At 65.6% G+C, this 23,016-nt stretch carries 19 protein-coding genes; 12 read left to right on the top strand and 7 right to left on the bottom strand.

The genetic code is table 11. From position 1 onward, the window contains the following. The coding region (locus ABID58_RS18835; protein WP_354033806.1) for a UDP binding domain-containing protein at window positions 1-393 on the top strand (393 nt) is incomplete at its 5' end. 137 nt (window positions 394-530) lie between these two features. Beyond that, on the top strand, window positions 531-1,415 hold the full coding sequence (locus ABID58_RS18830; protein WP_354033805.1) for an aldose 1-epimerase family protein: 885 nt from the start codon (window positions 531-533) through the stop codon (window positions 1,413-1,415). A 6-nt stretch (window positions 1,416-1,421) separates the two neighbouring features. Here the strand turns inward: ABID58_RS18830 and ABID58_RS18825 are convergent, their stop codons facing one another. Continuing rightward, window positions 1,422-2,591, bottom strand: coding sequence for an acyltransferase family protein (locus ABID58_RS18825; RefSeq protein ID WP_354033803.1), 1,170 nt, complete (start codon window positions 2,589-2,591; stop codon window positions 1,422-1,424). Window positions 2,592-2,892: 301 nt separating this feature from the next. On the opposite strand from ABID58_RS18825, the gene ABID58_RS18820 reads away from it, so the two are divergent. Beyond that, the gene (locus ABID58_RS18820) at window positions 2,893-3,708 is read left to right on the top strand and encodes a response regulator transcription factor (protein ID WP_148753062.1); all 816 of its coding nucleotides are present in this window, start codon (window positions 2,893-2,895) and stop codon (window positions 3,706-3,708) included. A 34-nt stretch (window positions 3,709-3,742) separates the two neighbouring features. Here the strand turns inward: ABID58_RS18820 and ABID58_RS18815 are convergent, their stop codons facing one another. After that, a complete protein-coding gene (locus ABID58_RS18815) occupies window positions 3,743-4,882 on the bottom strand; it encodes an alpha/beta hydrolase family protein (protein ID WP_354033801.1) in 1,140 nt (379 codons plus the stop codon). 144 nt (window positions 4,883-5,026) lie between these two features. Here ABID58_RS18815 and pgm point away from each other — a divergent pair, with 144 nt between their 5' ends. From pgm to ABID58_RS18795, 4 genes are all read left to right on the top strand, one after another. Next, window positions 5,027-6,673, top strand: coding sequence for a phosphoglucomutase (alpha-D-glucose-1,6-bisphosphate-dependent) (gene pgm, locus ABID58_RS18810; protein ID WP_354033800.1), 1,647 nt, complete (start codon window positions 5,027-5,029; stop codon window positions 6,671-6,673). Between the two features lie 290 nt (window positions 6,674-6,963). After that, complete coding sequence (locus ABID58_RS18805; RefSeq protein WP_354033799.1) at window positions 6,964-8,013, top strand: aromatic ring-hydroxylating dioxygenase subunit alpha; 1,050 nt, start codon at window positions 6,964-6,966, stop codon at window positions 8,011-8,013. Between the two features lie 3 nt (window positions 8,014-8,016). Continuing rightward, on the top strand, window positions 8,017-8,769 hold the full coding sequence (locus ABID58_RS18800) for a GntR family transcriptional regulator (protein WP_148753058.1): 753 nt from the start codon (window positions 8,017-8,019) through the stop codon (window positions 8,767-8,769). Between the two features lie 7 nt (window positions 8,770-8,776). Beyond that, window positions 8,777-9,757 (top strand): PDR/VanB family oxidoreductase, encoded by a 981-nt coding sequence (locus tag ABID58_RS18795; protein WP_354033798.1) that lies wholly within the window; start codon window positions 8,777-8,779, stop codon window positions 9,755-9,757. A 30-nt stretch (window positions 9,758-9,787) separates the two neighbouring features. On the opposite strand, the gene ABID58_RS18790 is transcribed toward ABID58_RS18795, so the two are convergent. Beyond that, on the bottom strand, window positions 9,788-10,153 hold the full coding sequence (locus tag ABID58_RS18790; protein ID WP_354033797.1) for a nuclear transport factor 2 family protein: 366 nt from the start codon (window positions 10,151-10,153) through the stop codon (window positions 9,788-9,790). A 102-nt stretch (window positions 10,154-10,255) separates the two neighbouring features. Here ABID58_RS18790 and ABID58_RS18785 point away from each other — a divergent pair, with 102 nt between their 5' ends. The 3 genes from ABID58_RS18785 to hemC are packed head-to-tail and all read left to right on the top strand — an operon-like array spanning window position 10,256 to window position 13,532. Further along, the gene (locus tag ABID58_RS18785; protein ID WP_354033796.1) at window positions 10,256-10,846 is read left to right on the top strand and encodes a TetR/AcrR family transcriptional regulator; all 591 of its coding nucleotides are present in this window, start codon (window positions 10,256-10,258) and stop codon (window positions 10,844-10,846) included. 54 nt (window positions 10,847-10,900) lie between these two features. Then, window positions 10,901-12,526: a GMC family oxidoreductase gene (locus ABID58_RS18780; protein ID WP_354033794.1), complete on the top strand. Its 1,626-nt coding sequence runs from the start codon at window positions 10,901-10,903 to the stop codon at window positions 12,524-12,526. A gap of 25 nt (window positions 12,527-12,551) precedes the next feature. Continuing rightward, a complete protein-coding gene (gene hemC / locus ABID58_RS18775; RefSeq protein ID WP_354033792.1) occupies window positions 12,552-13,532 on the top strand; it encodes a hydroxymethylbilane synthase in 981 nt (326 codons plus the stop codon). A gap of 70 nt (window positions 13,533-13,602) precedes the next feature. On the opposite strand, the gene ABID58_RS18770 is transcribed toward hemC, so the two are convergent. Together ABID58_RS18770 and ABID58_RS18765 are read right to left on the bottom strand one after the other, a co-directional pair. Further along, on the bottom strand, window positions 13,603-14,433 hold the full coding sequence (locus tag ABID58_RS18770) for a tetratricopeptide repeat protein (RefSeq protein ID WP_354033791.1): 831 nt from the start codon (window positions 14,431-14,433) through the stop codon (window positions 13,603-13,605). Beyond that, complete coding sequence (locus ABID58_RS18765; protein WP_354033790.1) at window positions 14,427-15,095, bottom strand: FecR family protein; 669 nt, start codon at window positions 15,093-15,095, stop codon at window positions 14,427-14,429. Before ABID58_RS18765 ends, ABID58_RS18770 begins: the two co-directional genes overlap by 7 nt. 139 nt (window positions 15,096-15,234) lie before the next feature. On the opposite strand from ABID58_RS18765, the gene ABID58_RS18760 reads away from it, so the two are divergent. After that, a complete protein-coding gene (locus ABID58_RS18760; RefSeq protein ID WP_354033788.1) occupies window positions 15,235-17,442 on the top strand; it encodes a VCBS domain-containing protein in 2,208 nt (735 codons plus the stop codon). A gap of 162 nt (window positions 17,443-17,604) precedes the next feature. Here ABID58_RS18760 and ABID58_RS18755 read toward each other — a convergent pair whose 3' ends face one another. Beyond that, entirely contained in the window at window positions 17,605-20,526 is a 2,922-nt protein-coding gene (locus tag ABID58_RS18755; protein WP_354033787.1) for an autotransporter outer membrane beta-barrel domain-containing protein, read from the bottom strand. 296 nt (window positions 20,527-20,822) lie between these two features. Between ABID58_RS18755 and ABID58_RS18750 the strand changes: the two genes are divergently transcribed. Next, window positions 20,823-21,899, top strand: coding sequence for a TIGR03032 family protein (locus ABID58_RS18750; RefSeq protein WP_354033785.1), 1,077 nt, complete (start codon window positions 20,823-20,825; stop codon window positions 21,897-21,899). A gap of 143 nt (window positions 21,900-22,042) precedes the next feature. On the opposite strand, the gene ABID58_RS18745 is transcribed toward ABID58_RS18750, so the two are convergent. Continuing rightward, on the bottom strand, window positions 22,043-22,948 hold the full coding sequence (locus tag ABID58_RS18745; RefSeq protein WP_354033784.1) for a LysR family transcriptional regulator: 906 nt from the start codon (window positions 22,946-22,948) through the stop codon (window positions 22,043-22,045). Window positions 22,949-23,016 lie beyond the last annotated feature (68 nt).

Below are 23,016 nucleotides of genomic sequence, written 5' to 3'. Positions count from 1 at the left end.
GGCGGCTCGCTGCGCGGCAAGACCATCGCCGTGCTCGGTCTCACCTTCAAGCCCGACACCGACGACATGCGCGATGCGCCGTCGATCCCGCTCGTGACCGGCCTGATCGACATGGGCGCAAAGGTGAAGGCGTTCGATCCCGTCGGCATGGAGCAGGCGAAGGGCGAGCTGCCCAGCATCACCTATTGCGAGGACGCCTATTCCTGCGCGCAAGGTGCCGACGCGCTAGTCATCGTCACCGAATGGGTGCAGTTCCGCGCGCTCGATCTCGACCGGCTGAAGGCGATCATGGCGCAGCCCGTCGTCGTCGACCTCCGCAACATCTACCGCCCCGAGGAGATGGCCGCGGCCGGCTTCGTTTATGAAAGCGTGGGACGGTCGTCTCAAGCCTAGCACGGCAATGCGCTCGCTGAGCGCTGCGGCTGTTCGCTCGCCTCGTCCCGAGGCGAGCGAAATCGTCTCCAGTGCGATATGGTCTGCTCGCATGAGGCCAGATGCCCTTCGGGCCTTCGGCGTGATGGAGGACTGCCATGACCGACGACACCCACACGATCCGCAGCGGGCCTCTCACCGCGACCATCAAGGCGCACGGTGCCGAGATGTGCTCGCTCAAGCACAAGGACGGCACTGAGTTCGTCTGGCCGGCAGGTCCCGCCTGGGCGCGCCATGCGCCGCTGCTGTTTCCGATCGTCGGGCGTCTCGCCACTGACGAAATGCGGTACCGGGGCAAGACCTACCGGATGACCCAGCATGGCTTTGCGCGCGACAGCCGTTTTGTCTGGGCGGAGCGCGGCGAGAGCCGTTGCACGCTCGTGCTCGAGGACAGCGAGGCGACGCGCGCGCTCTATCCGTTCGCGTTTCGGCTGACGGCGGCCTATGCGCTCGACGAGTCCGGTCTCGATCTCTCGCTCACGGTCGCCAACACCGGCCAGGAGACATTGCCGGCGTCGCTCGGTGGCCATCCCGCCTTCAACTGGCCGCTTCAGGCCGGCGTGCCGAAAGAGAGCTACGCCCTGACGTTCACGAACGAGGAGCCGTCTCCGGTTCGCCGTGTCGAGGGCGGACTCCTGCTCGCGGCAACGGATCCGAGCCCCGTCCGAGGCACTGTGCTTCCCCTGTCGGAAGCCCTGTTCGCCAATGACGCCGTCATCCTCGACCCCGTCAAAAGTGATGCGGTCCGCTATGCCTCCACGGATGGCACCGGGCCTTGGCTCAAAATGTCCTGGCGCGGCTTTCGCGAGCTCGGCGTCTGGTCGAAACCATCAGGCGCGCCGTTCCTCTGCATCGAACCCTGGCGCGGCTATGCCAGCCCCAAAGACTTCGACGGCGATTTCAGCGACAAGCCGGGCCTGATGCACATCGCACCCGGGGCAGAGGAGCAGTTGTCGTTCCGGGTCGAGGTGGGAACGTCATGAGGCCGATCATACGCCGGCGCTGCGGCTGTTGAGCGCCACGCGAGCCGTGGTGACGGGCTCCGCGCGCGCGGCTTTGGTCGCCGAAGATGTCAGGCGATGCGCCAGATCCTGCGCGTGCCGCTCGACCAGGTGCCAGGTCGCGCGCGCGACCAGATAGCTCAGTACTGCCGTGACGACATAGGCGAGCAGCAGCGATGCCAGCCCGTCCGCGAACGGCCAGATCTGGTGCAGGCCGAAGATCACCGCGAAATGCGACAGGTACATCGAATAGGAGTTGCGGCCGAGCGCCTCGAGTGGTTGCAGGCGGATCGCAAGGCGGATGCAGCAGAACACGAGTGCGCCGAGCACGAGGTTGATCACGAGATAGTTGAACTCGTGCGATCCGGTCGCGCGGTCGGCGACAAAGGACAGCGCGACGAAGCCTGCGAGGATCGCGGCGTCAGACTTCGCAAAACCGTCGCGCAGCGTGAAGAACAGCGCGCAGCCGACCAGGAAGACCGGCAACTGGTTCAGGAAGCTGATGTGCAGCGCGTTCCAGACGAACGCCTCGTGGCCGGGGCCGTAATAGGCCGAGAACAGCGCGAACGCCCACGGCTTGAACAGGCAGACATTGACGAGGTGCAGCACGATCGCGAGCGCAAGATAGAGATGACGGCGCGATCCGAACGCCGTGATCACGAACGGGAAGACCAGATAGAACATCATCTCGGCTGCGATCGACCAATCGCCCGGCACGACGCTGTTGACGCTGTCGGGCCAGAAGCCGTGCAGGAACGTCGCGGTCAGGATCACCTGGAGCGGTCCGATGCCGTTCGGCGCGTTGGTGCTCGGGCCCGTGCCGTTGATGACGAGATAGACCGGGATCGCGAGCCAGAACAGCGGTGCGATGCGCAAGAAGCGGCGGATGTAGAATTTGCGCGTCGGGCTCGCTTCGGTGCGCTGTGTCCACATCAGGCACATTGTCATGGCGCTGACGAAGTAGAACACGTTGACGCCGGTCCAGCCGCACATGAAGGCGTAATCGACGGCATGGATATTTGACGGAAAAGATTGCGAGACGTGGATCGCCATCACGCCGACGATGGCGAGGCCGCGCAGGAAGTCGAGGCTGTGCGAGCGGCCGAAGGGCGTTGCGCCTCGGTCGGTCCGACCGGCCAACCGGGCCTGCCCCTGCATCACGCCTGCTCCGTGGTCTTGCCGTTCTCTCGCGCTTGCGATGCGAAAGCATAGAGGCGGTGACGGCCAAACCGAAGCGGAAGCCTTTCTTTACGTTAACCGGCGGTTGAATCCGGATTCGGATGAACGGGCTTGTTGGTGCCGGGCGCGGCCGAAGCGGGGCCGAGTTCCGCGCATCGATGCGCTCAGTGAGAAGTGTGGGCCAATTCATACTTAATACTTCAATACCGTGACCAATATTGTTTGGGCAGCATAACAAGCCTAGTGTTCAAGCAGGCAGTTTCGGGGGCTCGAATAAGCCGTGAATGTACGTTCACAGGACAGCGCGTCGCGCGGCGGCCTGAATTTTCAGGGCGGCTCAAACGCACACAGGACATCCAACATCGTGGCCGATTCCGCACTTCAGGAATTGCGTCCTATCGGGCGCGAGCGATTGATTGTGGTCGAAGACGACCCGGTGATCCGGACGATGCTGGTCGGTTACTTCAGCGAGAACAATTTCGACGTGGTCGGCGCCGGTACCTGCGCGGAATGTCGCCAGGCGCTGCGCGCGCGCACCGACCTGGTCTTCCTCGATTTGCAGTTGCCCGACGGCGACGGCTTCGAGCTCGCCAGGGAGATCCAGGCGACCAGCAATGCGGGCATCATCTTCGTGACCCGCCGCGACACCGATGTCGACCGCATCCTCGGCCTCGAGATCGCCGGCGATCATTACGTCACCAAGCCGATCAATCTGCGCGAGCTGCTGGCGCGTGCGCGCAGCGTGCTGCGGCGGCGCTCGATCGACCGCAAGGCGGCGCGCAACCACAATTCGATCGCCTTCGGCGACTGGATCATCGACCTGACGCGGCGCGAGCTGCTCGGCAGCGACGGCAAGCCGGTGGCGCTGACGCGCGCCGAGTTCGATCTGCTCGCCGCGCTCGTCGGTGCGGATGGCAGGCCGCTCAGCCGCGACTATCTGATCGAGGTCGTCAGCAACCGCCAGGCCGAGGTCGACATCCGCACGGTCGATGCGCTGGTGGCGCGGCTGCGTCGCAAGCTCGTCGGCAGCGGCACGCCCGTCATCGCCACCGTCACCGGTGTCGGTTACAAGCTCGCGCTCAGCGAGCGGCTCTGATCTCAACTGTCGAAAGATCTGATCGCCCGCGCCCCTACCGTATGCGGGCGCTTTGATCCGTGGTGATTTGTCGTGTCGTCCCCGCCAGCTGGTCGTCGACCGCATAGAGCGTGCAGGTCGGCGACCATTTCATGCAGGCCGCAAGCGAATCGCGTTGCGCATCGTCCACGGTGTTGCGCCCCGAGCGCCAGCCGTAACCGCCATTGGGCGATACCGCAAAGGCCTTGTGCGGCATGGTGCTGGCGAGATAGCGCGCAAACTCGGCTTTCGCCGCGTCACTGAAATGGCCCGGCGGCGGCAGCGGATCGGGCGGGCTCAGCATGTCGTGGGCGAGCCCGCGCTCGCGCAGGAAGGCGTCGAGATAAGGCGTCCATTGCGGGCGGCCGGCCACGGAATAGAGATAGTGGCCGTCGTCGCCGTAAGGCGGTGCCGTGACGAATTTCGCGCTGCCGCCGCCGGCGCGAAAGGCGGCATAGAGGCGGCGCGCCAGGTCAGGGCCGAAGTACAGATCGTTGGTCGCGTAGACCCACAGCATCGGCACCCGTGAGGACTTGCCGAAGCTGGCGAAGGCCTGCACCAGCCCATCCTCGTTGCAGACGTCTTCGTCATCGTCGCGCGAGCCGCGGCCGCCGGCAAAGCTGATCGCGGCGACGAGGCCGGGCGGCGGCTGCGCGGTCAGCGCGACGGTGGCGAGCCCGCCGGCGGAATGGCCGGCCGCGATCATGCTCGTCGTGGTGACATCAGCCCGGCGCGACATCGCATCGATCGCCGCGCGCAAATCCGCGATCGCAACCGCTGCCGCCGGCAAATAGGCGGCATTGGCGCAGCCGCCGGCGCTGTCGGCCCGGCCGCCGGGCGAGGTGCCGTAGCCGCGCCGCATCACGATCAGCGCGGCGAAACCGCGCCGGGCATATTCGAGCGCGATGCCGTAATATGCGTGCGCCGTCATGGTCGCGCGATCGCCGAAGCTGCGCGGCGAGCCGTGGCTGAGCAGCGCGAGCGGATAGCGCTTGGTCCCGGCCGGGCGGACCAGAAACGCCTCCAGCCCCTGCGGCCCGGCTTCCGTCATCGGGATGCGGAGGTCCTCGGTGTAGAATTCCGCGGCCCGCGCTGGCGCAAAGCCCATCGCGAGCGAGCCAATCAGCAGAAACAAAAGCCTGTGAAACCGCACCATGTGCCGACTCGAAACCAGATCAAAAGAAGACCATAGCATGATCTCCGGAACGGCCGCCCACCGCGCGTGTTGTGCCCTTGGCGCGGGCCCGGCCGATGCTATGGTGTGGCGCAATCTCTGCACGACAGGACGAGGATATTTCCAGTGGCTGATGTACATCCCGCGGCGGGCAAAGTGGTCTCGCCGGACGCGCTCGCCAACATTCCGCGGCTCGTGACGGCCTATTTCGCGGGCAAGCCGGACGCGGCGGACCCGGCGCAGCGGGTGGCGTTTGGCACCTCCGGCCATCGCGGCACCTCGCTGAAGAGCTCCTTCAACGAAGGCCACATCCTCGCGACCACGCAGGCCATTTGTGACTACAGAAAAGAAAAGGGGCTGACCGGGCCGCTCTTCATCGGCATCGACACCCATGCGCTGGCCGAGCCGGCGCTCGTCAGCGCCATCGAAGTGTTCGCGGCCAACGGCGTCGAGGTGATGATCGACAAGGACGGCGGCTACACGCCGACGCCTGTCATCTCGCACGCGATCCTGACCTACAACAAGGGCCGCACGTCGGGTCTGGCCGATGGCGTTGTCGTCACGCCCTCGCACAATCCGCCGGAGGATGGCGGCTACAAATACAATCCGCCGCATGGCGGGCCGGCTGACACCGACGTCACGAGCGTCGTCGAGAAGCGCGCCAACGCCTATCTCGCCGACGGCCTCATGAGCGTGAAGCGCATCGACTATGCCAGAGCGCTGAAGTCGTCGACCGTTCACGCCTACGACTACATTACCCCGTATGTTGCCGATCTCGGCAATGTCGTCGATCTCGAGCTGGTCAAATCCGCCGGCATCAATATCGGCATCGACCCGCTCGGCGGCGCTGCCGTACATTACTGGCATCCGATCATCGCGCGCTATGGCCTCAAGGCCAGTGTCGTGAACGAGGCGATCGATCCGGCCTTCCGTTTCATGACCGTCGACTGGGACGGCAAGATCCGCATGGATTGCTCCTCGCCCTATGCGATGGCGAGCCTGATCGCGATGCGTGACCGGTTCGACGTTGCGTTTGCCAACGACACCGACGCCGATCGCCACGGCATCGTGACGCGCACCGGCGGCCTGATGAATCCGAACCATTATCTGGCGACCGCGATCTCCTATCTGTTCGCGCATCGCCCGAACTGGGGCGGCAGCGCTGCGATCGGCAAGACCGTGGTGTCGAGCTCGATCATCGACCGTGTCGCCAAGAAGCTCGGCCGCAAGCTGGTGGAGACGCCGGTCGGCTTCAAATGGTTCGTCGACGGGCTCCTCACGGGCGGCTTCGGCTTTGGCGGCGAGGAGAGCGCTGGGGCCTCGTTCCTGCGCCGCGACGGCACGGTGTGGACCACCGACAAGGACGGCATCATCCTCGGCCTGCTCGCAGCCGAGATCATGGCCAAGACCGGCCGCGATCCGAGCCAGCTCTTTGGCGATCTCACCGCCGAGCTCGGCGTGCCCCATTACGCCCGCATCGACGTCGCAGCGACCGCGCCGCAGAAGAACATCTTGAAATCCGTCACGCCCGAGCAACTTGGACTGAAGGACCTCGCCGGCGATCCGGTCCGCGCCACGCTCAGCAAGGCGCCCGGCAACGGCCAGCCCTTCGGCGGCATCAAGGTCGAAACCGACTATGGTTGGTTCGCCGCGCGGCCGTCGGGGACGGAGGACGTCTACAAGATCTACGCAGAAAGTTTTCGCAGCACCGAGCACCTCAAGCGGATTCAGGAAGAGGCGCAGGCCGGGCTGAAGAAGGTGTTCGGGGCGTAGGGACCGAGCCGAGCGCCGCTATCGTTACCCCCAAGGGAAGGGCTCGCCGTATCAACAGGTGTCATCACCCGCGAAAGCGGGTGATCCAGCACTCCGCGGCGCCGATTTGATGAATCAACGACCGCCGCGGAGTACTGGACTCCCCGCCTTCGCGGGGAATGACGGCGGGGTGAATCCTGTATACACGGCATCATCAGCCGGTATTATAATACAGCAATTTAGGCCTTGAATCGTTCCGTCTCCCAGCTATTGTATACATAGCGCATACATAAGCCTTGGGAGATCGCCCAATGACAAAACCCTTCCCCATGAACGCCTGGTACGCCGCCGCCTGGGACGCCGACGTCAAGCCGGCGCTGTTGCCGCGGACGATCTGCGGCAAGCACGTCGTGATGTACCGCAAGGCCGACGGCGCGGTGACCGCGCTGGAGGATGCCTGCTGGCACAGGCTGGTGCCGCTGTCCAAGGGCCGGCTCGAAGGCGACACCGTCGTCTGCGGCTATCACGGCCTGAAATACAACGCGCAGGGCCGCTGCACCTTCATGCCCTCGCAGGAGACCATCAACCCGTCTGCCTGCGTGCGCGCCTATCCCGTCGTCGAGCGTCACCGCTACGTCTGGCTCTGGATGGGCGATCCAGCGCTCGCCGATCCCGCGCTGGTGCCCGACATGCACTGGAATCACGATCCGGCCTGGGCCGGCGACGGCAAGACCATCCGCGTCAATTGCGACTACCGCCTCGTGCTCGACAATCTCATGGACCTCACCCACGAGACGTTTGTGCACGGCTCCTCCATCGGCAATGACGCGGTCGCTGAAGCGCCGTTCGACGTCACCCATGGCGAGAAGACGGTGACCGTGACGCGCTGGATGCGCGGCATCGAGGCGCCGCCGTTCTGGGCCAAACAGCTCGGCAAGTCCGGCCTCGTCGACCGCTGGCAGATCATCCGCTTCGAGGCGCCGTGCACCATCGCCATCGACGTCGGCGTGGCGCCAACCGGCACCGGCGCGCCGGAAGGCGACCGCTCGCAGGGCGTCAACGGCTTTGTGCTCAACACCATCACGCCCGAGACCGAGAAGACCTGCCACTATTTCTGGGCGTTCGTGCGCAACTATCAGATCGGCGAGCAGCGCATGACCACCGAAATCCGCGACGGCGTCTCCGGCATCTTCCACGAGGACGAGCTGATCCTGGAGGCGCAGCAGCGCGCCATGGACGAGAACCCGGACCGCATCTTCTACAATCTCAATATCGACGCCGGCGCGATGTGGATGCGCAAGCTGATCGACAGGATGCTCGCGAAGGAGAACCCGCCGCAGCAGCTCCAGGCCGCGGAGTAGATCATGGCCGAACGTGAGGTCGACCGCTCCGTCTCGCAGACCGTGAAGGCGCAGCTCGCGTTGCGTGACCAGATCCTGTCGGGGACTTTACGTCCCGGCGAGCGCATCTCCGAGCTGCAGGCGGTGGAGACCACCGGCGCCTCGCGCACGCCGGTGCGCATGGCGCTGGTGCGGCTGGAGGAGGAAGGCCTGCTGGAGGCGATCCCCTCCGGCGGCTTCATGGTGAAAGCGTTCTCCGAGCGCGACATCTCCGATTCCATCGAGCTGCGCGGCACGCTGGAAGGCCTCGCCGCGCGCTTTGCCGCCGAGCGCGGCGTCTCCGCGCGCGAGCTCGAGCCGCTCAAGGAGTGCCTCGCCGCGATCGACGAGCTGCTGCGGCAAGTGCCGATCTCGATCGAAGCGTTCTCGTCCTATGTCGCGCTGAACGCGCGCTTCCACGCGCTGCTCACCGAATTATCGCGCAGCCCGCCGCTGATCCGGCAGATCGACCGCGCCTCGGCGCTGCCGTTCGCCTCGCCGAGCGCCTTCGTGATGGCGCAGTCGGCACTGCCCGAGGCGCAGCAGATCCTGATCATCGGGCAGGAGCACCACCGCGTCGTGATCGACGCGATCGAGAACCGCGAGGGTGCGCGTGCCGAAGCCGTGATGCGCGAGCACGCGCGGCTCGCGGTGCGCAACTTAAGGCTCGCGCTGCGCAACCGCACGCATCTCGATTTGCTGCCGGCGCTGGCGCGGATCATGACCGCAACCGATTGAGGGCACCATGCGCTTCGTCGAAACCTGGATTCCGGCCACGCTCGTCTCGACCCGCGATCTTGCGCCCGGCATCCGCGAATTCCTGATCCGCCCGGATCAGTTCGACGGCGCCGCCTATCCGGTCGGCAGCCACATCAATGTCAGCGTCACCATCGACGGCCAGCCCGAGACACGGTCCTATTCGCTGGTCGGTGAAGCCTCGCCGCAAGGCTTCAGGATCGCGGTGCGCCGCGCGGAGGATTCCCGCGGCGGCTCACGCTACATGTGGCAGCTCGCGCCGGGCGCACGGCTCGACATTACGCGGCCGTCGTCGCTGCTCGCGGTCGATTGGACGCGCCAAAACTATTGCCTGATCGCCGGCGGCATCGGCATCACCCCGATCATCAGTGCCGCACAGGCGCTGGCGCGCCGCGGCGCCGCTGTCACGCTGCACTACGCCGTGCGCGGGCGCGCTGACGCCGCCTATCTCGACGAGCTCTCAAGCCTGCTCGGCGACCGCCTGGTCGTCCATGCCAGCGATGAAGGCAAGCGGCTCGATCTCGACAGCCTGTTCGCCGCACTGCCGAAGGGCACGCTGACGCTGTTCTGCGGCCCGATGCGCATGCTCGATGCCGCCCGCCACGCCTGGATCGGCGCCGGGCATCCGCTTCCCGATCTCCGCTACGAGACGTTCGGCTCCAGCGGCACGCTGCCGACAGAGACGTTCCGCGTGCGCCTGAAGGGCTCCGGTGTCGAGCTCGAAATCCCGCGCGAGCGCTCGATGCTTGATGTCCTCAACGCCAGCGGCTTTGAGGTGATAGCCGACTGCAAGCGCGGCGAATGCGGCCTCTGCGCCATCGACGTCGTCGAGGTCGACGGCGAGATCGACCATCGCGACGTCTTCTTCAGTGATCACCAGAAGCAAAGCAACCAGAAGATCTGCGCCTGCGTCTCCCGCGCGCGGGGAACCATCACCGTGGATACGCTGCTGCGGGCGGATGCGGTTTGACGCTAGCAGCTCGGCCTTGAGGGCGCCCGTTCATCGTCCCATCTGCTTCGGATCGTAATAGAACCGCTCCTCGATCAGCTGGTCGCCCCGCCAGGTCTGCCACGCGATCTCCTCGAGTGTCCGCGTCACACCTTCGGCATTGGTGAAGCTGAACTTCCAGCGTGAGGCGACATTATTGCCTTCGATCAGGCTCGGCCCGATCCGCACCGCCTTGACTTCCTTGAAGGCCGCCAGCACGCCGCGCTCTTTGGCCGCGAGCTTGTCGCGACCGACCATGGGTTCGGTCTGGTTTTCATACGTCGCGGCGTCCGGAGAGTAGTAATCGAGGATCGCTCCGACAAAATCGCCATCCTCCAACCGCTTTGCAAAGGCTTCGACAATCTCACGGCTCGGCATTGGCAGCACCTCGGGTTATAAACCGACTTACGGTCGGTAAATACCGACCCTTGGTCGAAAAGTCAACTGGTGGGATCCGCCGAATTGGACTAGACGGGGCTGATGGCGAAGCAGGCGGAGCGGCGGGCCGCGACATCGGAGGCGATCCTGACGGCGGCGCGCCGGTTGTTCGGGATGCAAGGGTTTGCCGCGACGACGATGGACGAGATCGCCGAAGCCGCCGGCGTCGCCAAGGGCGCGGTCTATCATCACTTCAGGACCAAGGAGGCGGTGTTCGAAGCGGTGTTCGACCTGGTCTCGCGCGACCTCGTCGCCGAGATCGACAGCACCGCGCGCGCCGAGAAGGACGTGCTGGCCGCGATGGTCGCCGGCACCCAGCATTATTTTGCTGTGACCGCCAAGGGGCCGACCGGCCAGATCATTCTGCGCGACGGTCCGGCCGTGCTCGGCTGGGAGCGCTGGCGCGAGATCGACGCAAAACACTTTGGCGGCAAGATGCCGCGCGCACTCGCGGTGGCGATGGAGGCCGGCCTGATCGCAAGGCAGCCGGTCGAGCCGCTGGCGCGGCTGCTGCTCGGTGCGGTGACGGAAGCCGCGGTCGCCTGCGCCGGGCGCGCCGATATCGCAAGGGCGGGCGCGGAATATGCCCGTGCGTTCAAGTCGCTGGTCGAGGCGCTGCGCCTCCGCGCATGATTGTGCTAATCACGACACTGGAAACGCCGACACTGACAAGAAGAACAATAGCGCATGAACGCAAATTCCATTCTCGCCCCGTCCGATCCCGAGTTCGACTACATCATCGTCGGCGCCGGCTCTGCCGGCTGTGTGCTCGCCAATCGCCTGTCGGCGAACGGCAAGCACAGCGTGCTGCTGCTCGAGGCCGGCCCGAAGGATTCCAACATCTGGATCCACGTGCCGCTCGGCTACGGCAAGCTGTTCAAGGAAAAGACCGTCAACTGGATGTACCAGACCGAGCCGGAGCCCGAGCTGAAGGGCCGCCAGGTGTTTCAGCCACGCGGCAAAACGCTGGGCGGATCGAGCTCGATCAACGGCCTGCTCTACGTGCGTGGCCAGCACGAGGACTACGATCGCTGGCGCCAGCACGGTAATGCCGGCTGGGGTTATGACGACGTGCTGCCCTATTTCAAGAAGGCGGAGAACCAGACGCGCGGCGCCGATCAATATCACGGCAGCGGCGGACCGCTGCCGGTCTCCAACATGGTCGTGACCGATCCGCTGTCGAAAGGTTTCATCGACGCCGCGGTCGAGACCGGTCTGCCCTACAATCCCGATTTCAACGGCGCCACGCAGGAAGGCGTCGGCCTGTTCCAGACCACGACGCGCAACGGCCGTCGCGCCTCGACGGCGGTGGCCTATCTTGGCCCCGCGAGGACGCGCAGCAATCTCAGGGTTGAAACCAAGGCACTCGGCCAGCGCGTGCTGTTCGAAGGCCGCCGTGCGGTCGGCGTCGAATTCCGGCAAGGCGCGAGCGTGCACCGCGCGCGGGCGCGAAAGGAGATCGTGCTGTCGAGCGGCGCCTACAACTCGCCGCAGCTGTTGCAGCTCTCCGGCGTCGGGCCCGCCGATCTGCTGCGCAAGCATGGCATCGACGTCGTGCTGGACGCGCCGGGCGTCGGCCACGATCTCCAGGACCACATGCAGGTCCGCATCGTGATGCGCTGCTCGCAGAAGATTACGCTGAACGACACCGTCAACAATCCGATCCGCCGCACGCTCGCCGGCGCGCGCTATGCGCTGTTCCGCAAAGGCTGGCTGACCATCGCGGCCGGCACCGCAGGCGCGTTCTTCAAGACCAATCCGCGGCTGGCTTCGCCCGACATCCAGGTGCACTTCCTGCCGTTCTCGACCGACAAGATGGGCGAGAGGCTGCATGATTTTTCCGGTTTTACCGCGTCGGTGTGCCAGCTCCGGCCGGAAAGCCGCGGGTCACTGCGCATCCGGAGCGCGGACCCGACGGTGCCGCCGGAGATCCGCATCAACTACATGTCGACCGAGACCGACCGCACCACCAACGTCGAGGGCCTCAAGATCCTGCGCAAGATCTTGCATGCGTCGGCGCTGAAGCCGTTCGTGATCAGCGAGTACGATCCCGGCGCGAAGGTATCCACGGACGCCGAGCTGCTGGATTATTGCCGCGAGCGCGGCAGCACCATCTACCATCCGACCTCGACCTGTCGTATGGGCAATGATGCGCTCGCGGTGGTCGACCAGCGGCTGAAGGTGAGGGGGCTCGAGGGCCTGCGCGTCGTCGACGGTTCGATCATGCCGGACCTCGTCTCCGGGAACACCAACGCGCCGATCATCATGATCGCGGAGAAGGCCTCCGATATGATATTGGAGGATGCGCGGTAAACCCGCGTCTCGAAAGGGCAACAGCTTGGCTACGCGATTCAAGATCGGCACCCGCAAGAGCGTGATGGCGCTGGCACAGACGGACGAGATCGCGCGCCGCCTGACCGCCGCCATACCCGGTCTCGATGTCGAGATCGTCAAGTTCGACACGACGGGCGATCTCGACCAGACCAGCAAGCTCCTGCCGCACGGCGGCAAGGGCGGTGCCTTCGTGGCGCAGATCCGGGCCGCCGTGCTGTCGGGCGAACTCCAGGCCGCGATGCACTCCCTGAAGGACATGCCGGGCAACGAGGACACGCCCGGCCTCGTCATCGGCGCCACTCTCTCGCGCGATCCCGCGAGCGATGCGCTGGTGCTGCGCGACGGCGTCACGCTGGCAGCGCTGCGCCAATCGCGCGGCAAGGGTTTCAAGATCGGCACCAACGCCGTGCGTCGTGCGGCCTATGCGCGGCGATTGTTTCCCGATGTCGAAGTGATCCACTTCCGCGGCGCAGCCGACACGCGCGTGCGAAAACTCGACAATGGCGAGAAGCAGAAGCTGCCGGATGGCGGCGCGGTGGGACCCGCGGACGCGTTGATCATGGCGCGCTCGGGTCTCGATCGCGTTGGTCTTTCCAGCCGCATCGCCTACGAATTCACCGCGACCGAAATGCTGCCCGCAGCGGGGCAGGGCATCGTCGCGGTCGAATGCGCCGCACAGGACTGGCAAACGCGAAAAATCCTGTCGTCGATCGACGATCCCTCAGCCCATGCCAGCGCCGATGCCGAGCGCGAGGTGCTCTGGGTGCTCAACGGCCACTGCAATTCGCCGGTGGCGGGTTTTTCCACCATCGCCGGCGATCAGATGTCGCTGGCTGCATCCGTGCTCGATCTCTCCGGCAACACCATCATCGAAGCCTTGCGCACTGGCCCTGCCAACCGTCCGCGTGAGCTCGGCCGTGCCGTGGGACTCGATCTGCTGGACAAGGGCGCCGCCGAGATCATCGAGCGCAGCCGGCCGCGGTAATCCGTGTATCCATAGGTCCAGTGGAGTGCCTCGGTTCAGACCAGATGGACAACCTCCTGACAGACCACACCTAGTGCACGCCATAGCGCGCGAATTCCTCCGCGATGTCGGTCCGGAGGGCCTTCGCGGCCGCGACGTCGGCATCGCCGGCGGCGATGTCGCCGCGGCGGGCCTTCGCCAGGCCCCGGCCGTACAGCGCGGCCGCCAACTTCGGGTCGATGCGGAGCGCGGAATCGTAGTCGGCGATCGCCGCCGCGAAACGTCCGGCCCTGAGGTTCGCCAGCGCGCGGGAATCGTAGGTCGCCGAGGTGTGGGCGCCGGCGCCGATCGCCCTGTCGCAAGCCTCCATGGCGTCCCGCGCCTCCGTCGAACTCGCCCGGATCCAGCAGAGGCCGCTCCAAGCCCCTTCTAGGTCGGGGTCGAGACGCACCGCTTCGGCGTAGTCGCGCTCCGCGCGCGTCGGATCGCCCTTCTTCAGCCGGGCCTCGGCGCGGTTGGCGAAGGCCCGCGCATAGGTCGGAGCGAGGTCGACGGCCCGGTCGAAATCCTCGATCGCGGCGTCGTAGTCGCCCTTTCTCAGTCTGGCCGCTCCGAGGTTGTTGACGGCCTTGACGAAGGCCGGATCGACCGCGATGGCGCTTTCGAAGTCGGCCGCGGCATGGTCGTAGTCGGCCTTCTCGGCGTAGGCGACGCCGCGGTTGTTGTAGGCGATGGCGAGGGAGGACGGGCCGCCCTGGTTCGCCTCGATGAAGGCCGAGCAGGCCATGATCCGCATGTCGGGGGCGGCGGCGCCGTTGCACAGCTCGACGTTCCGGAACTGGCCTTCGTTCGGCTTCTGTGCGGCGGCCGGCACGAGCAGCAGGATCACGATCGACGCCGCCCCGAGGCGCGCGTTCAGCATCCGCGGCAGATGCCGGGGGTACGCTCGGCCCTCCCCTCCCGCGCCGGAGCGGCCGCCCTGCGCTTCGGAACGCCGCTCTTGTCCAGCACCCGGTCCTTGCCCTCCTCGATCAGGGTGGAGAACCTGACGGTGCCGTCGTCGGAGACCTCGATGTGGGGCGTGGTGCCCCGGATGCCCATGGTCGCCACCGGAGTGTCGACCTTCATGTCGCCGCTCTTGGCGACGGCACCGGCCACGAAGGTGGCCGTCCCCCTGGTCAGGTTGAACAGGCTCGCGTTGGATTTGGCGCCCGGGTCGTAGACGAATTCGTTCATCTCCATGCTGGCGTTGCTGGACAGATTGAACGAAGAGCCGTCGGCGAAATTGATGCCGAGCTTGCCGTCGGCGCCGGTCTTGACCACGTCGCCCTGGTAGACCGGGTCGCCGACCTTGACGGCCGCCTTGTCGTCGGTAAGGGCGGTCTGGACGACGGCCGCGCCGACGTGCTCGACCGCCACCTTGCCGACGATCATCACGATCTTGCCGATGGGTTTGACGTCGGATGGCGGCGCGTTCTGCGCCGACGCGCTCCGGGATGCGGTCAAGCCGAGACACAGGACGCCGAGACACAGGAAGCCGAGACGCAGGGCCGCGAGGCCCGCCACCGTCCGTCGCCCGTCCATGCCGCTTCTCCCTTCGCGAGAAGCCCCATCATCGCCCCGCGAATGATGGCAGAGCCGCGCGAGACGGGCCAGATCGGGCTTTGGACTACCACTTAATAGTCAGTCGGGCCCGCGTTCATGCTGCGCGGCGTGCCCTGAAATGGCGTATTTCCGAGTGCGCAAGGCGGGCGGATGCGGCGGCATCGGCACGATCCGGAACGACAACATGCGAGACGTGGCGATGTCGCCGGCACGGGTCTTCGACGGTCTACGACGCACGCCGCCCGGCGGCCGGCTCGGCGTCGCGTCCCTGACCGGCGGGATTTCCTTCGTGGCGCTGATCCTTTCCGCGCTGAAGGAGGCGTGGGGCGCCGATCCGGACGTCGCGCTGTTCGACCACGACAGCATCACTTACAAGGATTTCGCGCACGGCTCCTTCGAGCTCGTCACCAAGGAGGCTGTGCCGCGCCACATCATCGTCGACGATCCCGGACAGACCGTCGTCCTGAGCAAGGTAGGGTCCTCGGTCAGCTTCGCCCAGGTCGCCAATAACGCGTCGCAGATGGGCGACCTGCAGGCCCAGCAACAGGACGTGCTCGCGAACTATTCGCGGGAGCACGGGCCGCCCGGCTCCAGCACGCCGCCCGGCGAGGCCGATCTGTCGCCGCAGCCGATCAATTTCGAAGCTCCGGACGGGCCGACGGCGCCGCATGCCCTTCAGGGACTGGTTGTGCCGGCGAGCTTCGTCCCGGATGCGCCGTTGATCCATTCGGTGCCGACCCTGAACCTCGGCTCGACTCCGGTCGAGATCGACACGGTCGTGTTCGACGACTTCTCCGCGTCCAGCGGCAGCTTCTGGGCCTCGAGCTTCGGCTCCGGCGGCGCGCCGACCTTCGGCATCGCCGGCGGGATCGGCGGCCCCTTCACGGTGGCGGGCGCGAACTTCGACGTCGAGAAGCCGGGCTCGTTCGGAATCCTCTACGTGAACAGCCATACCGGCGCCTACACCTACGTACCCAACAACGACGCCATCAACGCGCTGAAGGCTCCCAGCGCCGACAACTTCACGATCACCGCCTCCGACGGCTTCGCCTCGGCGAGCCAAAGCTTCACCATCGACATCCACGGGACGGACGACGCGTCCGTGATCTCCGGCGCCACCGCCAGATCGGTTGCCGCCACCGCCATGGCCTTCGCGGCCGGTCACGACGTCCATGCCGCGCCGACCGCGAGCGGCACGCTGACCGACGCCGACGTCGACGATCCCGCCAACACGTTCACCGCGGTGAGCACACCCCACGCCAGCGACCACGGCTACGGTACCTTCACCATGACGACCGACGGGCACTGGACTTACACGCTCGACGACGCCAATCCGGCCGTGCTCGCGCTGAAGGCCTGCGACACGACGACGGACACTTTCACCGTGACCACGATCGGCGGCACGCCGCAGACGATCACCGTGACCATCCAGGGCGCGGACGATCCGTCCGTCGTCTCTGGCGACACGCATGGACGCGTGGTCGAGGCCGGCGGGGTCCACAACGCCGACCACGGCGTCCCGACCGCCAGCGGCGTGCTGACCGCCGTCGACGTTGACGGACCTTCGAACGACTTCGACGCGGTCGCATGTCCCGAGACCAGCGACAACGGCTACGGCACCTTCACCATGACGCCCGACGGGCACTGGACCTTCGCGCTCGACAACGGCAACTGCGCGGTCCAGGCGCTCAACGTCGGTCAGAGCCTCACCGACAGCTTCACGGTGAAGACGGCGGACGGGACCGCGCAATCTGTGAGCGTCACGATCGAGGGCAGCAACGACGCGGCGACGATCTGCGGGGATACCCACGGATGCGTGACCGAACCGAGCTACTCCTGCCTGCCGCCGCCCAGCGCCAGCGGCACCTTGAGCGACAAGGACGTGGACAATCCGGACGATACTTTCACGGCGACGACGTGCCCTCAGGCCAGCGAGCACGGCTACGGCAGCTTCACCATGACGGCCGACGGCACCTGGACCTACACGCTCGATCCGGGCAACCCGGCGGTGGAGGCCCTGCGGTCCTGCGATACGCTGACCGACTGCTTCACCGTGACGACGATCGACGGGACGCCCCAGACGGTGAGCGTGACCATCCAGGGCGCGGCGGAGGCCGATTCGTTCCGGTTCAAGGAAAGCTTCGGCTCCGGCCATGCGGCCCCCACGCCGGCATCGTCCGCCGAGGTCGTCCATGCGGCTTTCGCCGACGCCGCTCATCCGATGCCACTTCTGCCGGACGACCTGCACTCCGTCGGGCACGACGCGGGCCCATACGAGGCGGCCGCCGTCGGGTTCCATCCGCCGCAGCACGATCTGATCTTCTGAGAGCCGGTTTCCGGCCGGCGGACTTTGCGTTTTACGGGGACGCTTCTGGACTGCACCCCTCAAGTGAGACACGATAATCTCGGGTATTACGGTATTACGGTGACAGTGCACTTAATTTTTTTCACCGTAATTCGAAAACCTTCACGTTGGCGGAAGTTGGCGTCACCACTGATAGCGCGCCACGCCCTTGCCGGCATAGCTGGTGGTGACGTTGGAGAACTCACCTTCGAAGGTTGCGGCTATCGACCAGTTGTTGCGCCATCTCATCTCGACTGCCCCCGTGGTCAGTACCGAGTCGGCCGACTGCGCCGCGCCGTTGACCACGAACGATGCGCCCGGCAGCGACTGGAAGGTGGCGCCGATCGAGCGGTCGGTGGTGTAGTCATGCGCCCAGGCGAGACGGCCGCGCAGCGTCAGGACGCCATCTTGCATCACGTAAGATTTGTCGGTGCGGAAGCCGAGTTCGCTGCGCGGATCGGTAACGCTCTTGGCGCCATAGGCCAGCGCGAAATTATTGGTGCCGATGATCGCCTGCTCGGCATAGGCCGGCAGGTCGAAGGTCGTGAATTGAGCCGCAGCATAGGGCGTGATGCCGACGCCCATCCATGGGCTGACAAAACGGTAACCGCCTTCGAGCCGGCCGGAGAACGCGTTGGCATTGAAGCGCGCCTGCAACTGATCGATGCCGGCCAGTGTGACGGTGCGGTTGGTCGTGATGTCCTGCCAGCCATAAGCCAGCGCGCCGGCGATGTAAGCCGCGCCCATGGTGTGGCGCGCATAGACGCCGGCCTGGAACAGATCGGACCGGCCGCTGCCGAGATTGTTGGCAAGGCTGAAGTTGGTGCCGCCGCCGGCCAGCGCAAAACCTGCGATGGTATCCGGCGAGAACAGATAATCGGCACCGACCGCACCGCCGGCGATGCGGCTGGTCACGCTGTTACTGCCGACCACGGCATTGCCGTCGGTGGTCTGCGAGCCACCGAAACCCGCCGCCCACACGTTCCAACGTGCTTCGAAATTTTGCGGCGGCGCCTTGGTGAACATCGCGTAGGCGTCACGCTCGGCGGCGGTGCGCTTGCGGCCGTCGCCGGTATCGCCTTCGGAGGCATAGCCGCTCGCGCCGCCGCCCGGCGCCGGTGTCATGCCGCGATTGAAGGGGTCGAGCATCGTGCCCATGAACAGGTTCATCGCATCGAAGGTCGTCTGCTGCGTGCCGGTGGCGGCCTCACCCGTGAGCTGGGTAAGCGCAAGGCCATAGCCGGTAGCTGACGTGGTGTTGAGCAAAACGTTGAAGATGGGTCCGCCGAGGCCGCCGCTCTGCGCTGCGCCGTTGAGCGCGTTGCCGACCGCGATCTGGTTATTGTTCAGCCCCGGCAACGCAAAATTGACGCCCGCGCTCTTGACGACGACGTCGGTGGCGTTGGGAAACAAGAGTTGCGCCTGCAATGCCGGGCTTGCCAGCAGCGAAAGCCCGTTATTGGTGGTCCCGCCCGTAGCCGACAGGATGGTTTGCTGCCATGGCGCAAGTGTCAGGTTCGATACCTGCAGCTGCACCGTGCCGGCGAGATTGGCCGTGCCGGAGACGTTGATCCGGTCACCGGTCGCGCCTGACATGTTGACATCGGTGACCAGCCGCCCGGTCGCGGTCTGCGTCAGGTTGCCTGTCAGCGCGGTAGTCTGGATCACGCCCGCGCCGCCCGGCGACAGCGTGCCGGCGTTGGTCAGCGTATTGCCCGTGCCGAGATTGACGGTGGCGCCGCTGTTAAAAAAGCCGCCCGCCGTGTTGTTGAAGGCGTTGGTGCCGGTACCCAGAATCACACTGCCGATCACCGTGCCGAAATTATTGACGGTGTTGTTGCCGGTGTCACCTGTGATCGCGAGGCCGGACAAGGCCGTCACCGTGCCGAAGTTGGTCAGCGTATTGCTGGTGCCTTGCAGCAAGGCGACACCCGCCCCGGTCCCCGTGCCTCCCGACACCGTACCCGATTTGATGGTGACGTTGACCGGCCCACCAGCGCTGGAGGCAGAAATCCCGGTCGCGTTGTTGCCCGCAGTGGTAACGTTGCCGGTCGAGGTCACCGTGACGGCACCACCGCCATAACCGTTGGCGACAATGCCGAACGCGTAGCTGCCCTTGGTGGTGATGTTGCCGATCGAGGTCACCGTGACGGCGCCAGCGCCAATGCTGTCGGCAAGAATCCCGGTCGCGCCGGGGCCCGTGGTGGTGATGTTGCCGGTCGAGGTCACCGTGACGGTGCCACTGCCGTTGCTTTTGGAATAAATCCCGGCCGTGTAGCCGCCCGTGGTGGTGATGTTGCCGGTCGAGGTCACCGTGACGGCAGCGCTATTGCTGGCGGCATAAATCCCGGCCGCGTAGCCGCCCGCGGTGGTGATGCTGCCGGTCGAGGTCACCGTGACGCCACCGCTATTGCTTCTGGCAAAAATCCCGAACGCGTAGCTGCCCTTGGTGGCGATGTTGCCGGTCGAGGTCACCGCGACGGCGCCACCAACGCCATTGCTGACGGCAAGAATCCCGGTCGCGCCGTTGTCCGTGGTGGCGATGTTGCCGGTCGAGGTCACCGTGACGGCGCCAGCGCCGACATTGCTGACGGCAAAAATCCCGAACGCGCTGCTGCCCGCGGTGGTGATGTCGCCGGCCGAGGTCACCGTGACGGCGCTACCGCCAGGGCTGTAGGCACGAATCCCAGCCGCGTTGCTGCCCGCGGTGGTGATGCCGAACGCGCCGGTATCGCTGTTGATGGTGACGGCGCCGGCGGAGCTGAACGTGATGCCGTCGGTCCCGCTCGCGGGCGTAATCGCCGTGGTCAAATCGTTGACGTTCAGCGTAGTGACCGGTGGCGGCGCGGCGGTAACACCGTTGTGTTGATCGCCGGTGCAGGTCTCGATGGTGCCACCGCCGGATAGCGTGCAGCCGACAGGCAGCGGTGCCGCCAACGCCGGGCCCCCGAATGCCAGCGACAGCGCGCCTGCGGCAACCGTCCCCAGAAATGCATCCCGCAAACGCAAGCCCATCGGCCGCCCCGCGGCCGCAACGCCGCCCGGGCAGGTCCACACGTTTGTCATCGAAATTCCCACGCCCCAAAAAAGCGGTCTTGCATCCCGCTTCGAGGATATTGAATCGACCCGCGCGCGTCTATCCCGCCCGCCTGGCCGCAGGGGTACAAATCCCGGCGAAACAGGCCGAAAAGGCGCGACAATATGGCAACACTTGCGAGAAATCACTCGAATGGTCGCTGCGTCGGCGATCGCCAAAAAAAGATGAGCCGTGGACCGCGTTTGCATGCCGTGCCACATAGCGGGACGCCGCCGAACGTTGGCCGCAACAGCGGCGTGCTCCGAGAATCAGGGACCCGCGCCATTTGAGCGACGCCTCCGCCAGCCCCGCATCACCCGCCGCCGCGCTTCCGCAACTGACGGCGGCGCACATTACCTGTTCGCGCGGTTTGGCCGACTGGCTGCGCGCCAATCAGGTCAGCCTTGCCTTCACTTCGTATCAGACCGGGCGGCTCTATCTCGTCGGCGTCGATGACGCCGGAGGTCTCGCGATCCACGAGGTCGGCACCGGCCGCGCGATGGGCGTGTGGGCCGACGCGCAGCGCTTGGTGCTGGCGACCGCATTTCAGGTCTGGCGCTTCGAGAACATCCTGGCCGCCGGTCAGACCATGAACGGCGCCGATCGCTATTATGTGCCGCGCGTCGCCCACACCACGGGCGAGATCGACATCCACGACGTCAGCGTGCTCGGCGACGGCCGCATCGTTTTCGTCAACACCGCCTATTCGTGCCTGTCGCTGCTGACGCCGGTGCACGCCTTCCGCGTGCTCTGGAAGCCGTCCTTCATCTCCAAGCTCGCTGCCGAGGATCGCTGCCATCTCAATGGCCTCGCGGTCAGGGACGGTGAAGTGGCCTGGGTGACGGCGACCAGTCGCAGCGACGTGATCAGCGGCTGGCGGGCCCGGCGCGCCGAGGGCGGCATCGTGATCGACGTGGCGAGCGGCGCCATCGTGACCGAGAAACTCTCGATGCCGCATTCGCCGCGCTGGTACGATAACAAACTGTGGGTGCTGAACTCCGGCAGCGGGCATCTCGGCACCGTCGATCTCTCAAGCGGCGACTTCACGCCGCGCGCGTTCTGTCCGGGCTTCCTGCGCGGGCTGGCGTTCCACAACAACCACGCGGTCGTCGGCCTGTCGCTGTCACGCGACGGTTCGTTCTCCGGCCTCGCGCTCGACGACGAGATGAAGAAGCGCGATGCCGACGGCTGGTGCGGCGTGCAGATCGTCAACCTCGGCTCCGGCGACATCGTGCAATGGATTCGCATCGAAGGCGCGGTGAGCGAGCTCTACGATGTCGCGGTGCTGCCGGGCGTGCGGCGGCCGATGGCGGCCTCGTTCACCGGCCCGGAGATCAACGAGCCGATGACTTTTGAAATGTGAAGAAGCCACTTTCCGAGCCGCAAGAAAGGAATTGGCCACTTCCGGTCTGGTATTAGGTGACGGTGTCACCGGAATTCTAGGCGTATTACGGTGACAGTGCACTTAATTTTACCGAATTGAATGCACTGTCACCGTAATTCCTTTCATTTCGCCATTGGCCCTGCGAGCTTGCGGGCGCTGTCTATGACAAGCTGCACAACCGGGCTGATGGCGCGATCCTTGACAGTGATCATTCCGTTCGGTCGGCGTGCCGCCGGCAGTTCAACGGACAAGACCTTGAGCGCTGCCCCCCTGGTAAGAAATTTCAGTGCTGAAGACGGGAAAACCGTGATGAACCGCCCTGTCTCCAGCAAGCTGACCCGCATATGGGGGGAATCGGTGACCACCGTCGCGCGTGGATACTCAAATCCGCCGACGTGAAAGGCTTGCGTGATGATTGATCCGATCACGCTCTCCTGCGGTGGAAGCACCCAACGCTCCTCCGCCAGATCCGCGAGCTGGATGTTGCGCCGCCGGGTCCAGGGATTTTTGGCACCCGCCGCGACGACATAGCGATCCTCAAAAAGAAGCTCGAAATGCAGCCGCTCGTCAGTCATCGGGCCGCTGCTCCGCATGATCAACAGATCGACTTTGCGCTCGCTGAGATCGCGGTGCAGCGTCTCCAGGTAACCGGTCACGAGCTGAAATCTGATCCGCGGATGACGCCGGGAGAGCCGATCGATGAGAGCGGAGACGAAGCTTGCCGCCAGAAAAGCCGTGGTTCCAATCCGCACGTCTCCAGCGGTGGGGTCGGCCAGAAATTCGATGCTCTTCACACCGCGGCGCAGTTCGTCGAAAACGGCGGCACCGCAATCGAGCAGCGCGCGGCCGCTCTCGGTCGGCTCGATCCCTCGCCGGTGGCGATCCAGCAAGCGGACGCCGAACGCATGCTCAAGCTCCGCGATCGATCTCGAAATGTTAGGCTGGGTGGTATTGAGCATGAGCGCCGCCTTGCCCATGCTGCCAGCCTGCACCACCGCCATGAGCACATGCAGGTCCTGCAGCTTCATTCGTTTTCCGATGCGATCGCTCATCTGCATGAGAGCACCCATTTCCGTTTTGAGATGATCTCATCAGA

Source organism: Bradyrhizobium sp. S3.2.6 (assembly GCF_040546885.1).
GTDB lineage: Bacteria > Pseudomonadota > Alphaproteobacteria > Rhizobiales > Xanthobacteraceae > Bradyrhizobium > Bradyrhizobium cytisi.
This window is presented reverse-complemented; position numbering and strand designations above follow the sequence as displayed.